The organism is Streptomyces sp. NPDC048523 (genome assembly GCF_043199815.1).
Classification (GTDB): domain Bacteria; phylum Actinomycetota; class Actinomycetes; order Streptomycetales; family Streptomycetaceae; genus Streptomyces.
Map to the genome: position 1 here is coordinate 260,506 of NZ_JBICWQ010000005.1, position 14,576 is coordinate 275,081.

The 14,576-nt window shown below is 69.0% G+C and carries 11 protein-coding genes and 2 tRNA genes; 8 read left to right on the forward strand and 5 right to left on the reverse strand.

The features are described 5' to 3' along the window. The first annotated feature begins 365 nt into the window (after positions 1-365). From gyrB to ACGFWE_RS26765, 4 genes are all read left to right on the forward strand, one after another. Positions 366-2,414, forward strand: a complete 2,049-nt coding sequence (gene gyrB, locus ACGFWE_RS26750; RefSeq protein ID WP_352387210.1) for a DNA topoisomerase (ATP-hydrolyzing) subunit B — start codon at positions 366-368, stop codon at positions 2,412-2,414. Between the two features lie 42 nt (positions 2,415-2,456). Beyond that, the gene (gyrA, locus tag ACGFWE_RS26755; protein ID WP_393602261.1) at positions 2,457-5,054 is read left to right on the forward strand and encodes a DNA gyrase subunit A; all 2,598 of its coding nucleotides are present in this window, start codon (positions 2,457-2,459) and stop codon (positions 5,052-5,054) included. Positions 5,055-5,072: 18 nt separating this feature from the next. Further along, positions 5,073-5,879 carry a DUF3566 domain-containing protein gene (locus tag ACGFWE_RS26760; RefSeq protein WP_352387213.1) on the forward strand — a complete coding sequence of 269 codons (807 nt, stop codon included), beginning with the start codon at positions 5,073-5,075 and terminating at the stop codon, positions 5,877-5,879. Positions 5,880-5,991: 112 nt separating this feature from the next. Continuing rightward, a tRNA-Ile gene (locus tag ACGFWE_RS26765) sits at positions 5,992-6,068 on the forward strand. Positions 6,069-6,355: 287 nt separating this feature from the next. Here the strand turns inward: ACGFWE_RS26765 and ACGFWE_RS26770 are convergent. Further along, on the reverse strand, positions 6,356-6,703 hold the full coding sequence (locus tag ACGFWE_RS26770; RefSeq protein WP_352387215.1) for a DUF6344 domain-containing protein: 348 nt from the start codon (positions 6,701-6,703) through the stop codon (positions 6,356-6,358). Between the two features lie 351 nt (positions 6,704-7,054). Here ACGFWE_RS26770 and ACGFWE_RS26775 point away from each other — a divergent pair, with 351 nt between their 5' ends. Together ACGFWE_RS26775 and ACGFWE_RS26780 are read left to right on the forward strand one after the other, a co-directional pair. Next, positions 7,055-7,183 (forward strand): DLW-39 family protein, encoded by a 129-nt coding sequence (locus ACGFWE_RS26775; protein ID WP_003999697.1) that lies wholly within the window; start codon positions 7,055-7,057, stop codon positions 7,181-7,183. A gap of 184 nt (positions 7,184-7,367) precedes the next feature. Next, entirely contained in the window at positions 7,368-8,771 is a 1,404-nt protein-coding gene (locus ACGFWE_RS26780) for a hypothetical protein (protein WP_393602264.1), read from the forward strand. A gap of 14 nt (positions 8,772-8,785) precedes the next feature. Here ACGFWE_RS26780 and ACGFWE_RS26785 read toward each other — a convergent pair whose 3' ends face one another. Beyond that, the gene (locus ACGFWE_RS26785; RefSeq protein WP_393602266.1) at positions 8,786-10,744 is read right to left on the reverse strand and encodes a protein kinase; all 1,959 of its coding nucleotides are present in this window, start codon (positions 10,742-10,744) and stop codon (positions 8,786-8,788) included. A gap of 238 nt (positions 10,745-10,982) precedes the next feature. Beyond that, positions 10,983-11,531 (reverse strand): DNA-binding protein, encoded by a 549-nt coding sequence (locus ACGFWE_RS26790; protein ID WP_352387221.1) that lies wholly within the window; start codon positions 11,529-11,531, stop codon positions 10,983-10,985. Positions 11,532-11,716: 185 nt separating this feature from the next. Here ACGFWE_RS26790 and ACGFWE_RS26795 point away from each other — a divergent pair. Beyond that, positions 11,717-11,789 (forward strand) — tRNA-Ala (locus ACGFWE_RS26795). 127 nt (positions 11,790-11,916) lie between these two features. Here the strand turns inward: ACGFWE_RS26795 and ACGFWE_RS26800 are convergent. Together ACGFWE_RS26800 and ACGFWE_RS26805 are read right to left on the reverse strand one after the other, a co-directional pair. Beyond that, positions 11,917-12,867 (reverse strand): glycoside hydrolase family 26 protein, encoded by a 951-nt coding sequence (locus tag ACGFWE_RS26800; protein ID WP_393602268.1) that lies wholly within the window; start codon positions 12,865-12,867, stop codon positions 11,917-11,919. A gap of 154 nt (positions 12,868-13,021) precedes the next feature. Next, entirely contained in the window at positions 13,022-13,711 is a 690-nt protein-coding gene (locus ACGFWE_RS26805) for a DUF5324 family protein (protein WP_352387225.1), read from the reverse strand. A 242-nt stretch (positions 13,712-13,953) separates the two neighbouring features. Between ACGFWE_RS26805 and ACGFWE_RS26810 the strand changes: the two genes are divergently transcribed. Next, positions 13,954-14,487 (forward strand): peptidylprolyl isomerase, encoded by a 534-nt coding sequence (locus tag ACGFWE_RS26810; protein WP_352387227.1) that lies wholly within the window; start codon positions 13,954-13,956, stop codon positions 14,485-14,487. The last annotated feature ends 89 nt before the right edge of the window (positions 14,488-14,576 follow it).

Below are 14,576 nucleotides of genomic sequence, written 5' to 3' on the forward strand. Positions count from 1 at the left end.
TTCGAGGCGCCGCCGACGCCTTTGTCGTGGCACTGCACGCGGTGGCGAATTCGGACGTGACTCCCAAGTAGCCAAGGGTTGACGGCCGGAAGCGCTGAGTGCCTCCGTGAGCCTCTTGGAGCCCCGCTCCGTATATGGGGACCCGGAAGACGCCGGTTCAGGGCGGCACATGCGGACTCAGGTACCGGCAAACCCCCATCACTGTCGGCGCTACCGGTAGACTGGAAGCCGATCCCGCCCCGAACGTGGGGACCGCCCGGGAGAAGCTGAGCAACGCTGATCAAGGCTTACCAACGCAACATGCCGCAGCCGCTCCGGCAACCCGCCGACGAGCCCGGCTCGTGCTGTGCCAGAAAGGGCGCTTCGTGGCCGATTCCGGCAACCCCAACGAGAACATTCCGTCCACCGACGCCGAGGCGACCTCGTCGAACGGCGAGGTAACCGCCTCGTACGACGCCAGCGCCATCACCGTCCTCGAGGGTCTGGACGCGGTCCGCAAGCGACCCGGTATGTACATCGGCTCGACCGGCGAGCGCGGCCTGCACCACCTGGTGCAGGAGGTCGTCGACAACTCCGTCGACGAGGCGCTGGCCGGCCACGCGGACACCATCGACGTGACGATCCTCGCCGACGGCGGTGTGCGTGTCGTCGACAACGGCCGCGGTATCCCGGTGGGCATCGTCGCCTCCGAGGGCAAACCGGCCGTCGAGGTCGTGCTGACCGTGCTGCACGCGGGCGGCAAGTTCGGTGGCGGCGGCTACGCGGTCTCCGGTGGTCTGCACGGCGTGGGTGTCTCCGTCGTGAACGCGCTGTCGACCAAGGTGGCCGTCGAGATCAAGACCGACGGCTACCGCTGGACGCAGGACTACAAGCTGGGTGTGCCGACGGCCCCGCTGGCCCAGCACGAGGCCACGGACGAGCACGGCACCACGGTCACCTTCTGGGCCGACCCGGACATCTTCGAGACCACCGAGTACTCCTTCGAGACGCTGTCGCGGCGCTTCCAGGAGATGGCGTTCCTCAACAAGGGTCTGCGGATCAACCTCACCGACGAGCGCGAGTCGGCGAAGGCCACCGCCGGCGCGGACGAGGCGGGCGAGGACGAGAAGCACGAGGTCAAGACCGTCTCGTACCACTACGAGGGCGGCATCGTCGACTTCGTGAAGTACCTCAACTCCCGTAAGGGAGAGGTGGTGCACCCGACCGTGATCGACCTCGAGGCCGAGGACAAGGACAAGAGCCTGTCCCTCGAGCTCGCGATGCAGTGGAACGGCGGTTACAGCGAGGGTGTGTACTCCTTCGCCAACATCATCCACACGCATGAGGGCGGCACGCACGAAGAGGGCTTCCGTTCCGCGCTGACCTCGCTGATCAACAAGTACGCGCGCGACAAGAAGCTGCTGCGGGAGAAGGACGACAACCTCACGGGTGACGACATCCGCGAGGGTCTGACCGCGATCATCTCGGTGAAGCTGAGCGAGCCGCAGTTCGAGGGCCAGACCAAGACCAAGCTGGGCAACACCGAGGTGAAGACCTTCGTCCAGAAGGTCGTCTACGAACACCTCACCGACTGGCTGGACCGCAACCCCGTCGAGGCCGCGGACATCATCCGCAAGAGCATCCAGGCGGCCACCGCGCGCGTGGCGGCCCGCAAGGCGCGCGACCTGACCCGCCGCAAGGGTCTTCTGGAGACCGCGTCCCTGCCGGGCAAGCTCTCCGACTGCCAGTCGAACGACCCCACCAAGTGCGAGATCTTCATCGTCGAGGGTGACTCCGCCGGCGGTTCGGCCAAGTCCGGCCGCAACCCCGAGTACCAGGCGATCCTCCCGATCCGCGGCAAGATCCTGAACGTCGAGAAGGCGCGGATCGACAAGATCCTGCAGAACCAGGAGATCCAGGCGCTGATCTCGGCCTTCGGCACCGGGGTCCACGAGGACTTCGACATCGCGAAGCTGCGCTATCACAAGATCATCCTGATGGCGGACGCCGACGTCGACGGCCAGCACATCTCCACCCTGCTGCTGACCTTCCTGTTCCGCTTCATGCGGCCGCTGGTCGAGGCCGGGCACGTGTACCTCTCCCGTCCTCCGCTGTACAAGATCAAGTGGGGCCGGGACGACATCGAGTACGCCTACTCCGACCGCGAGCGTGACGCGCTGATCGAGATGGGCCGCCAGCGCGGCAAGCGCATCCGTGAGGACTCCATCCAGCGCTTCAAGGGTCTCGGCGAGATGAACGCCGAGGAGCTGCGCATCACGACCATGGACCAGGAGCACCGCGTCCTGGGCCAGGTCACCCTCGACGACGCCGCCCAGGCCGACGACCTGTTCTCCGTCCTGATGGGCGAGGACGTCGAGGCCCGCCGCCAGTTCATCCAGCGCAACGCCAAGGACGTCCGGTTCCTCGACATCTGAGTCGGTCTCAGCTGACCGCACCAGGAAGGATCTTCACCAGCAATGGCCGACGAGAACATGCCAGTCTCGCCCGAGGGTGACGGCATCATCGCCCAGCGTGTCGAGCCCGTCGGGCTCGAGACGGAGATGCAGCGTTCGTACCTGGACTACGCGATGTCCGTCATCGTGTCCCGCGCGCTGCCGGACGTCCGGGACGGTCTCAAGCCCGTCCACCGCCGCGTCCTGTACGCCATGTACGACGGCGGGTACCGCCCCGAGCGCGGCTTCTACAAGTGCGCGCGCGTGGTCGGCGACGTCATGGGCAACTACCACCCGCACGGCGACTCCTCGATCTACGACGCCCTGGTGCGCCTCGCCCAGCCGTGGTCGATGCGGATGCCGCTGGTGGACTCCAACGGCAACTTCGGCTCCCCGGGCAACGACCCGGCGGCGGCGATGCGCTACACCGAGTGCAAGATGGCGCCGCTGTCGATGGAGATGGTCCGTGACATCGACGAGGAGACCGTCGACTTCACGGACAACTACGACGGCCGCTCCCAGGAGCCGACCGTCCTGCCGGCCCGCTTCCCGAACCTGCTGATCAACGGCTCGGCCGGTATCGCGGTCGGCATGGCGACCAACATCCCGCCGCACAACCTGCGCGAGGTCGCCTCCGGTGCCCAGTGGTACCTGGAGAACCCCGAGGCCTCGCACGAGGAGCTGCTGGACGCGCTCATGGAGCGCATCAAGGGCCCCGACTTCCCGACCGGCGCTCTCGTCGTCGGCCGCAAGGGCATCGAGGAGGCGTACCGCACGGGCCGTGGTTCGATCACCATGCGCGCGGTCGTCGAGGTCGAGGAGATCCAGAACCGCCAGTGCCTGGTGGTCACGGAGCTGCCGTACCAGACCAACCCCGACAACCTCGCGCAGAAGATCGCCGACCTGGTGAAGGACGGCAAGGTCGGCGGCATCGCGGACGTCCGGGACGAGACGTCGTCGCGTACGGGCCAGCGGCTCGTGATCGTGCTGAAGCGTGACGCGGTCGCCAAGGTCGTCCTGAACAACCTCTACAAGCACACGGACCTGCAGTCGAACTTCGGCGCCAACATGCTGGCGCTCGTCGACGGCGTCCCGCGCACGCTGTCCCTGGACGCGTTCATCCGGCACTGGGTGGCGCACCAGATCGAGGTCATCGTCCGCCGTACGAAGTTCCGGCTGCGCAAGGCCGAGGAGCGGGCACACATCCTGCGCGGCCTGCTGAAGGCCCTGGACGCCATCGACGAGGTCATCGCGCTGATCCGGCGCAGCGACACCGTCGACATCGCGCGCACGGGCCTGATGGAGCTCCTGGAGATCGACGAGATCCAGGCCAACGCCATCCTCGAGATGCAGCTGCGCCGGCTCGCGGCCCTGGAGCGTCAGAAGATCGTCCAGGAGCACGACGAACTCCAGGCGAAGATCACCGAGTACAACGAGATCCTCGCCTCGCCGGTCCGCCAGCGCGGCATCGTCAGCGCCGAACTCGCCGCGATCGTCGAGAAGTACGGCGACGACCGCAAGACCATGCTGGTGCCCTACGACGGTGACATGTCCATCGAGGACCTCATCGCCGAGGAGGACATCGTCGTCACCATCACGCGTGGCGGCTACATCAAGCGGACCAAGACCGAGGACTACCGTTCGCAGAAGCGGGGCGGCAAGGGCGTACGCGGGGCGAAGCTGAAGCAGGACGACATCGTCGACCACTTCTTCGTCTCCACCACGCACCACTGGCTGCTCTTCTTCACCAACAAGGGCCGCGTCTACCGGGCCAAGGCGTACGAACTGCCGGACGCCGGGCGGGACGCGCGGGGCCAGCACGTCGCCAACCTGCTGGCCTTCCAGCCGGACGAGGCGATCGCCGAGATCCTCGCGATCCGCGACTACGACGCCGCGCCGTACCTGGTGCTCGCCACGAAGGCGGGTCTGGTCAAGAAGACGTCACTGAAGGATTACGACTCTCCGCGTTCCGGTGGCGTCATCGCCATCAATCTGCGGGAGCGTGAGGACGGTTCGGACGACGAACTGATCGGCGCCGAACTCGTCTCGGCCGACAGTGATCTGCTTCTGATCAGCAAGAAGGCGCAGTCGATCAGGTTCACCGCCTCGGACGACACCCTGCGTCCCATGGGCCGTGCCACCTCGGGTGTCAAGGGCATGAGTTTCCGCGAGGGCGACGAGCTGCTCTCGATGAATGTTGTTCGACCCGGTACGTTCGTGTTCACTGCTACGGACGGCGGGTACGCGAAGCGCACCCCTGTCGACGAGTACCGCGTCCAGGGTCGCGGCGGCCTCGGTATCAAGGCTGCCAAGATCGTGGAGGACCGCGGATCGCTCGTCGGAGCGCTGGTGGTCGAGGAGACCGACGAGATTCTCGCCATCACGCTGTCCGGCGGTGTGATTCGTACGCGAGTCAGCGGAGTCAGGGAGACGGGCCGTGACACCATGGGCGTCCAACTGATCAACCTGGGCAAGCGCGATGCCGTGGTCGGCATCGCACGTAACGCCGAGGCGGGACGCGAGGCGGAGGAGATCGACGGCGATGTGGCCGACGACGAGACCGCCGAGGGTGTCGCCGAGACCATCGGCACGGACGAGGGTGAGGCACCCTCGGCCGAGTAGCACGAGGAGTGAGTCATCGTGAGCGGAGCCACGGGCGCCGGATCGACCGGAACCTCTACGGGGTCCACCCCCGGCACGGAGGCGGACGGCGGCGGCCGTGGCTCTGCCGCGCGTGCTGCGGAGGCGCGGTCGGCAGAGCCGCACCCAACAGATACGCACACGACTCAACTCAAGGCGATCAAGCCGCCCGCGACGGACTCGCGCTCGCCCGAGACTCATGTCTCCCAGGGGGGACCTGTGACGGACACCCAGCCGCCGGCCCAGCCGACGGCGCCCGCCGCCCCACCGAAGGGGTCGGCCGTACCGCAGCCCCAGCCTTCGCCCTCCCCGCTGCCGGGGGAACGGCAGCCGCAGCAGCAGGCCGGTCCGTACCACCCGCCGCAGGCCTACCCGGCCCAGGCCACCCAGGCCGGCGCGGTACGCCGCCCGCGCACCGGTGCGCGCACCATGCCCCGTACGCGCAAGGCACGGCTTCGGGTGGCCAAGGCCGACCCGTGGTCCGTCATGAAGGTCAGCTTCCTGCTCTCCATCGCGCTCGGCATCTGCACGATCGTCGCGGCCGCCGTGCTGTGGATGGTCATGGACGCGATGGGCGTCTTCTCGACGGTCGGCGGCACGATCTCCGAGGCGACCGGCTCGAACGAGTCGAACGGCTTCGACCTCCAGGCGTTCCTCTCCCTGCCGAACGTCCTGATGTTCACGTCGATCATCGCGGTCATCGACGTCGTCCTCGCGACGGCGCTCGCGACCCTCGGCGCGTTCATCTACAACCTCTCCGCGGGCTTCGTCGGCGGCGTCGAGCTGACGCTGGCCGAGGACGAGTAACACTGCCCCAAACGTGCGGGGGCGGTCCCCGGGGAACCGATTTTGGGACTGCCCATGTCGTGCGCTAATCTTCAGGAGTCAGCGCGCGGGACACACTCCCGCAAAGCGCGGCGGGGCTATAGCTCAGTTGGTTAGAGCGCATCCCTGATAAGGATGAGGCCACAGGTTCAAATCCTGTTAGCCCCACCAGCACGAAAACCCTCGGCCGATCATGGTTGGGGGTTTTTGTCATCTACGACTGACATCGGTCCTCGCTGCCGTGTCGGTCGCCTGTCCCCCGGTCTCCTGGGCCAACGGCCTCAGTGAGAAGGTCTGGGCGGATCATCCTCTTGGGCTCTGCGGCGGATGTTCCGTGCGATGCGGTGCGGGGTGGTGCTGTGCCGTGTGGTGCTGTGCGCGACGTCGTCACTTCTTCAGCGCTTCTTCGATGCGTCTCTGCTGCGTCTTCGGTCTTCTCGGGCGGGGTGGCCGTGCCGTCAGGCGCAGTCCGCGCCAGCCCGTTCCGCTGCGTCCACTTCCGGGTCCGTGTCCGGGTCCGCGGCCGTGTCCGTGTCGCCGTGGGAGCGGGGCCGGCAGCTGGGAGTCTTGCCGTGGGCCTCCGCCCGGATGCGCTGCTTCATCGTGGGGGGCAGCGACCTGACGTAGGACCAGAGGCCGTGGGACAGCGCCGGGGGCTCCGGGCGGGTGGCGGCGCTGTTGCCGGCCGACTGGGTCTGCGGTACGGCAGCGGCGGCGGTCGTCGTGATGAGGCCGAGTGCCGTGAGCAGCGCCAGGAAGGCGGTGATGACGACGGTCCACAGCTTCATGACCTTGTTCCGGGCCATGGTTCCTCACTTTCGGGTCGGGCGATTTGCGTACTTTCCTCATGATGTGTATGGGCGTCGCGAAATCACGGACCTGAGGCTGTGGCGCGTCGATCTTCAGATGAACACCACACGGATGGGTGCATGAGCGGCGAAAAAGTGGAGAACCGGGGCGATAGAGGCTGAAGTGACCGCCCGTGAAGGTGTGATCGCCCATGTGATCAGACGCTGATCGGACGTGCCTGTTCCGCTTCTACTGGGCCGTTCCCGACGGGAGTTGAGGGCCCGGATGCAGGTCACCGATCGGTCTCGGTCGGTGTGTATAGTCGGGCGCCAGAGGTCCCCTACGTCAACGAAAGACGAGGTCGCGCGGTGAAGAAGCTTCTCCTGGTCGCACTGGCCGCCATCGGCGGGCTCCTTGTGTACCGCCAGATCCAGGCGGATCGCGCCGAGCAGGATCTGTGGACGGAGGCGACTGACTCCGTGCCCACGGGTTCGTGAGTTCCGACATCCGATTCTGAGCAGACCCCGGCCGTCGTTGCGGTCGGGGTTTTGTGTTGCCCGGGCTTTCGGACGGTCGTACGGATTGCGAGGGTGCGCGGCGGCCCGGCGGGGCAGGATGGGCCACGGCCGTCCGGCTGACGGTCGTAGGAGCTGGGGCGCGGGCACGGAGGGGTGGCGCGGAATGGGGCGGCGTACGGCGTGGTGGCGGGTGGCCGTCGTGGGGGCCGTGCTGGGCGCGGTGGCCGGTGCGCCGGGAACTCCGGGCTTCGCGGCCTCGGTCTCTCCCACCACGGTTACCTCTCCCTCCGCATCCGCCTCTCCTTCTTCATCCACATCTGCCTCTCCCTCTTCCTCTCCCTCTTCCTCTGCTACGGCTTCCTCGTATGCCTTCGCCGAAGGCGCCCCGTCGGTCACCGGAGCGACGGACACCGCGGACGCCGAGCGACTCGAACCCGGCACCACGTACCGGAGTTCGCTGCCGAGCGACGGGAAGGTCTACTACCGCCTCGTACTCGACGGCAGCTCGACCGTGTACGTCGCCGCGACGGCCGTACCCCCGACGGACGCCGCGGTCACCCCCACGGAAGGCGTCAGGGTGTCCGTGCAGGACGCCGACGGCCGTTCCTGCTCCGCGGCGGACACCGCCAGCATCGGCGCCGGCCGCAGCCCGCGCCCCCTCACCGTGTGGGCCGCACGTCAGCTCCCGTCGAACCGGTCGCTGTGCCGGGGCGCCGGCACGTACTACGTCGTCGTCGAACGAGTGCTGCGCACCGAGTCCGCGCCGGGGGACTGGGACCTGGAGCTCGCGCCTGTGTCGGAGCCGCGGCTGCGGAAGGCCGCTTCGACCACCAGTGCGCCCGAGGCCTGGGACTCGGCCACACCCTCGCCCCCCGGCGGGGAAGGCGAGCGACGCCGGGGCGGCGGGGGCTTCGGCTCGGCGACCGCGCTGAAGCAGGGAGTCTGGCGCGACGAGGTACGACCCGGACAGACGCTGTTCTACGAGGTTCCGGTCGACTGGGGACAGCAGGTGTACGCGACCGCCGACCTGAGCAGCGCGAGCGGTGGCGGGGCCGGGGGCTTTGTGCCGGGGGGAGTGAATCTGGCGCTCTACAACCCCGTGCGCGGACTCGTCGACGACACGAGCATCAGTTACAACGGCAGCCGGAAGTCGGGTGCGCTCGCTGCCGTACCGCCGGTCGGGTACGACAACCGGTACGCCGTTTCCGACCGGGTGGGCGGGATGCGCTTCGCCGGGTCCTATTACCTCGTCGTGCATCTCGCCGAGCGGGTGGGCGAGGAGTTCGGGGACGGCCCGTTCGGACTGACGCTGCGAGTGGAGGTGACGGGGACGGCAACGGCCGGGCCCGGTTACGCGGGGCAGTCCGAGCCCTCTGGGATCTTCCAGGTGGGGCTTCTCGGGCGGGGCTCGGGGGCTGCGGAAGACGCGGGCGCGAGCGATGGGGACGGGGGTGGCGGCGCCGGGATGAAGCTGGTGGCCGCCGGGGGGATCGGGGCGGGGACCTTGGTGTTGGTGGTTCTCGGGGTGTGGGTTGTGGTGGGGCGCCGGAGGGCTGCCGGGGCGTAGGGCCTCTTCCAGTCTCAGACCTGGGTGAGCGCCCAGAACCCCACGGCGTAGCAGACCAGGGCCAGGAGCAGGAGGGGGATCGCCACCTTCGCGGGCGGGCCTGCGCGGCGTGCCCGCGAAAGTCGTGGGGCGGGAGGTGGAACCTGCGGGCTCTGAGCGGTGTACGAAGCAGTAGAGGTGCCAGCGGTGCCGGCGTGCTGCCGGTGCGGTGTAGATGTCGGCGCCTGCGGGGGGAGGGACAGGGCGTGAGTGGGGGGTGTGGGGTCGTGGGGGGAGGGGGCAGCCGGGATGGCGGGCCAGTGGGGTTGTGCGTGCGCCTGCTGGTGGGGGTGGTGTCGCTGTGCCTGGTGCTCCGGTGGAGTGGAGGGCTGCTGCGAGCGGGAGTCCGTGGGCCGGGGCGGCGGCAGATGGAAGCTGCCGGTGTCCGACACAGGGGGTGGGCTGGTGGGAGCGGGCCATTGGGTTGCGCGGCCTGTGGTGGGGGAGGACGCGTCGGTACCTGGGGAGGGCAGGGGGCCGGCCTCGCGGGGCCAGGACGGCGGGTCGGCCTGTTCGGGCCATGGCGCCGGGTTCGATTCCCCGGGCCAGGACGCGGAGTTCGTCTCCGCGGGCCAGGGTGGTGTGTTTCCACCCCTTCCTCCAGGCCAGGATTGCTGTCCGTTACCTTCGCCGGGCCAGGAGGGAGCCCGGCTCGGGTCATCGGGCTGGAATGCGCCCTGCCCATTTCCGTCGCCGGATCGGGAGGAAGCGGCGCCCGCGTCGCCGGGCCGCGATCCCACCCCGTTTCCTTCACCGAACCACGAGGGCGCGCCACCCGCCTGACCTGGCCGGGAAGCCACGCCACTGCTCTGGCCGGGCCACGAAGGCACCTCGCCGGCACCACCGACCCACCCAGTACCGGCACCGGGCCCAGCCCCAGCACCGGGCCCAGCCCCAGCACCGGGCCCGGCCCCAGCACCACCCGCCCCTTCGCCGGCCCCCCGCCGGAAGGCCCCCGCATGTCCCCCGCCGCCCCCGAAGGAACCCCCGCTTCGGTCACCCGTCCCGGACCCCCCGTTCCGTGTCCGGTTCGGGTCGACGCCCGGTGCTCGCTCGAACGGGCCCTCCGGACCGAACCCGGGCGGCAGCGGGCCGAGTTGGTCGAAGATTTCTATGGACTCGTCGTCGGGGCCGGGGTCGGGCAGAAGTTCTCTGGCCGCGGCGAGGGCTTTACGGGCCCCCGTGGCCGTGCGGAAGCGGGCCTGGGGGTCCGGTTGGAGGAGGGACGCCACGACCTGCCAGAGCGGTTCGGGAACGCTCTGGGGCGCGCCGGGGGTGCCGTGGGCGGCGAAGTACTGGATGAGTGCCTTGGCGTCGGGCTTGGCGCCCTCCAGGAGGTACAGCGCGACCAGGCCGACGGCGAACAGGTCGGCGGGGAAATCCGGTTCCGCGCCCATCATCTGCTCGGGGGAGAGATAACCGGGCGTGCCCACCACGAGGTTGGTCTCGGTCAGACGGGGTTCGCCCAGCCGCATCGCGATGCCGAAGTCGGACAGCCGCAGCCGCGGCCGGGCGGTACCGGTGGCTTCCAGCAGAATGTTGGCGGGCTTGATGTCACGGTGCACGACACCTTCCGCGTGCACCGCGGCCAGCCCGGCGAGGAGCTGGTCGAGCAGGGTGCAGACGAACGCGGGTGGCAGGGGACCGTAGTCCCCGACCAGATGGACCAGCGAGCCGCCGGCGACCAGGTCCATGGTGAACAGGACCTTGTCGTCGTCGGCCGCCCAGCTGGCGGGCGCCAGGACATGGGGGTGGTCGATCCGCAGGGCCTGTTCACGGACGAAGCGCAGCAAGGAGTGGGCGTCGCTCTGCAGCAGGACCTTGGCGGCCACATAACGGCGGCGCCGATGGTCCCAGGCACGCCAGACGGCGCCGACGCCTCCGCGTCCGATCGGATCGGCCAGCTCGTACCGGCCGGCGAACACCTCACCCATGACTGCGCGTCGCTCCTCCCCCTGCGGTTACCCCCCTTGCTTCCCCCTCGATGAGCGGTACGACCCCTCGTGGCCTCCCGGATGAGAGATACGGCCCCGTGTTCCTCGTCTCCTCGGCGGCTGACACACCCCCGCGTGTCAGCCCCCGGCGAGGAGCGCGACCCCCTCGCGCCCCTCCGTGCCGCCCGCACAGCCCCCGGCCCGGCCGCCGAACCCCTTCGGCCACCGGACGGACGGCTCAGTTCTGGTGGGACTGGTAATGCGTGACCGCGTCGGACGTACGGCCGGCCCCGTAGACCCGGAGGAACTCTGCCAGCTCCGGATGGGTCGGCGCGAGAGTGTCGGCCGCGTCGATGATGTCTCCCGCGGCGGCCACCGAGCGCAGCAGCGACTGGATCTCGCGGACGACCCGCTTGACCGTCGGCGCGCCCGAACTGCTCGTCGTGGCCGTGGTGTTGCTGAGCACCGAACCCCCCTGCGACTTCTTGATCTCGTCCATGCGCTCGGTCGCCTCGGCCGCGCTCACGCTGCCGTCCGCGACCTGCCCCGCCAGATCCTGCAGCAACTGCACCCGCTGGACCACGGCGGGATTGCCGATCTTCGCCCGCTGACCACTCATCAGCTGGGACAGCATCGGAGCCGACAGTCCCAGCACCCCCGCGAGACGAGCCTGGTTCAGGCCCAGGTCATCTATGAGCTTACGGAAGAGCGCCCCCAGCGGCTCCCCATACCAGTTCCGCTGCAGTTCCCGCGCTCTTGCGGTCGCTTCCTGCTGTGCGGCGTCCATGTGCGTCTCCCCATCGCTTCCCCAAAAAACCGTGGTTCGCGACAGCGAACCACGCCGAGCATCCTACGGAGAGTGGTCGTTCGCGGGGACCCCCAATCCTTTTTGCGGAATACCCCGGGTGACCCGGTACTCTGGTCTGCGACGCCCACCGGCACGTGGTTCCTCCGGCGGACGTTCCTCTTCCCGGGGCCTTAGCTCAGTTGGTAGAGCGCTGTCTTTGCATGGCAGATGTCAGGGGTTCGACTCCCCTAGGCTCCACACCAGAAAACCCCTCCGACCTGCGAATACGCAGGGCGGAGGGGTTTTTCGTGCGCACCGGGAACCCCCGGCGGATCAGCTTCGACGTGTCCTGCAAGCCGCCGCCGATCCCCGCCGCCGTACCGGCCTACCTCATCAGCGACCGGTACACCGCAGACGACCGCGGATGGGCCCGGCAGCCCCACACGCCGTGCGGGCAGTAGTCGGTGATGGCCTGGTAGAGCGGGCGCTGCCGGGCGAACCAGGTGAGCATGCCGCGCATGTACGCCGGGTCGTCGCCGTTCTCGTACAGACCCCACTCCTGGTACGAGAAGGGCTTGCCGTGGGCGCGGGCGAAGCGGACATGGGCGCGCAGACCATACGGTTCGCTCACCTGCTCGGTGAAGCGCAGCCCGCGCGGGGCGTCGTAGGCATCCATCCCGATGATGTCGACGACCTCATCCCCCGGATAGCAGCGCGGCCACGGGATCGCGTCACGGCCGCGGTTGGGCGTGAACTCGAAGCGGAAACGCTGACCGGGCACCGAGCGCATCGCGCGCACGATCCTCGCCCAGTACCTCTTCCACGCGGCCGGATCCGGGCCGCAGCGGTGGCTGTAGGTGGTGCCGTTCATCTCCCAGCCGAGGACGATGATCGTGTCCGGGACACCGAGAGCCGTCAACCGCCGCGCCAGCGCGCGGAAATGACCGTCGTAGTCACCGCGCGCCCCACGCCGAAGCTGCTCACGGACCGCACGGTCCGGCAGGTGGGCCTCCGTGCGTTCCAGCATCGGCACGTTCAGAACGAACATCCGCCGCGCACCGGCCCGGCGCCACGCCGCCCAGGACTCCAGATAACCCGGCACACCCTCGATGTTGCTCCACCGGTCGCCCGGCAGATACACGTGCCCCACCCGGGGCACGGGCCCACCGAGCCAGGCACCGAGTGCGCCCAGCCGCCCCACGTCAGCCGGCTCGTAGCCGACGTACGCGCCGTACGCGGAAGCCGCCGCGGGCTCGGGGGCACGGGCGGTGCAGGCCGAGGCCAGGAGCAGCAGTACGGCGGTCAGGGCGAGCGGCCCGCGGCGTAAGAGCTTCATCAGGGCAGCGGTCCGTCCGGTGCGAAGACTGGTCTCCGCGACTGTGACGCACGGGGGCCCCGCCGCGCCGCTCCGGCCACACCGTCGGGTGAACACGACGGTGGGGCGGAGAAACTCCGCCCCACCACTGGTACACGCCGGCGAAAAACCGGCGTCAGCGCCCTTCGTCGTGCTGTGCGGCGTCCTCCTCGGCCTCCTTCACCTGAACCTCCGGGTCCAGGACGGACTGACCGCTGCCGTCCACAGACGTCAGCCGGCCCGTCTCGGACACCTCGGTCGCGGCGGGCGGCTCGACCAACCAGTCGGGATTGGCCTGCTTGTCCCACCACTTCCAGGCGGCGTAGGCACCCCCCGCCACGAGGCCCGCGACCGCCAGCGCCTTGGCGAGCCGACCTGCACGGGCCCGCCGCTCGTGCTTGCGGATCAGCTTCTGGACCTCCTTGGGAGAGACCTGGCCACGCAGTGCTGCCAGTGCGGCCGCGCTCCGGGCTGTGGCCTCCCCGGCGACCGGGCCGGCCGCGGCGACGGCCTGCTCGATCTTCGGGCGGGAATAGTCGGCGGCCTGCCGAGCTGCCTTGCGCGTGCGTACGGCGGCCTGGTCGACCTTCGGCGGAACATGCGTACGGGCCTGCTCCAGGCGCGGCGCGAGATGAGCGCCGTACTGGACACGCGCCTGCTCGGCCGCCTGCGAGACCTTCGGCGCGAGCCGTACGCGTGCTTCGGTCGCGTAGTGCGAGGCCTTGTCCTTGGCCGTGTCGGCGTAGGGCGCCACCACTTCCGCGGCGTGCAGCACGCTGTCCTTCGCCGAGCCGGTCGCGGCGCGCACGCTGTCGATGCGGGTCACGGGATCCTCCTCCTCGGTGGCGTACGGTAATTCGACTTTCCACCCTTTTACGGATCATGCCTGCCGGAGTGCAGCCCGGCACCTGAGGGCGGGCATTCGGATCAATAACGGATGAATACGTGGCAACAGGAGCTTGCCGACGACAATGCCACGGATCGCCGCCGAGCGCCCCCGCCCGACCGATCCTCGGCCGGATCCGTGCGAGGATCGGTCGGGCACAAGCAGACAACGGAAGGCAGATCGTGGCCGAGCAGCTGTACGCCACTTTGAAGACCAACCACGGCGACATCGAAGTCCGGCTTCTGCCGAACCACGCCCCGAAGACGGTCAGGAACTTCGTCGAACTCGCCCAGGGCGAGCGCGAGTGGACGCACCCCGGCACCGGGGAGAAGTCCACCAAGAGGCTCTACGACGGCACGATCTTCCACCGCGTCATCAGCGGCTTCATGATCCAGGGCGGCGACCCGCTGGGCACCGGCATCGGCGGCCCGGGCTACGAGTTCGAGGACGAGTTCCACCCGGACCTCGGCTTCAACAAGCCCTACCTGCTCGCCATGGCCAACGCCGGCCCCGGCACCAACGGCTCGCAGTTCTTCATCACCGTCTCCCCGACGGCCTGGCTGAACCGCAAGCACACCATCTTCGGCGAGGTCACGGACCCCGCCAGCCAGAAGGTCATCGACGCCATCGCCGGCGTCAAGACCACCCGCCCCAACGACCGCCCGGTCAACGACGTCGTCATCGAGCAGGTCGTCGTGGAGACGCGCCAGGGCTGAGCCCCGGGCAACCTCCGCCAAGGGAACCAAACGCCCCGCTCAACCGTAAGGATGAGCGGGGCGGTGCATGTGGGCACGACGACCCAGGG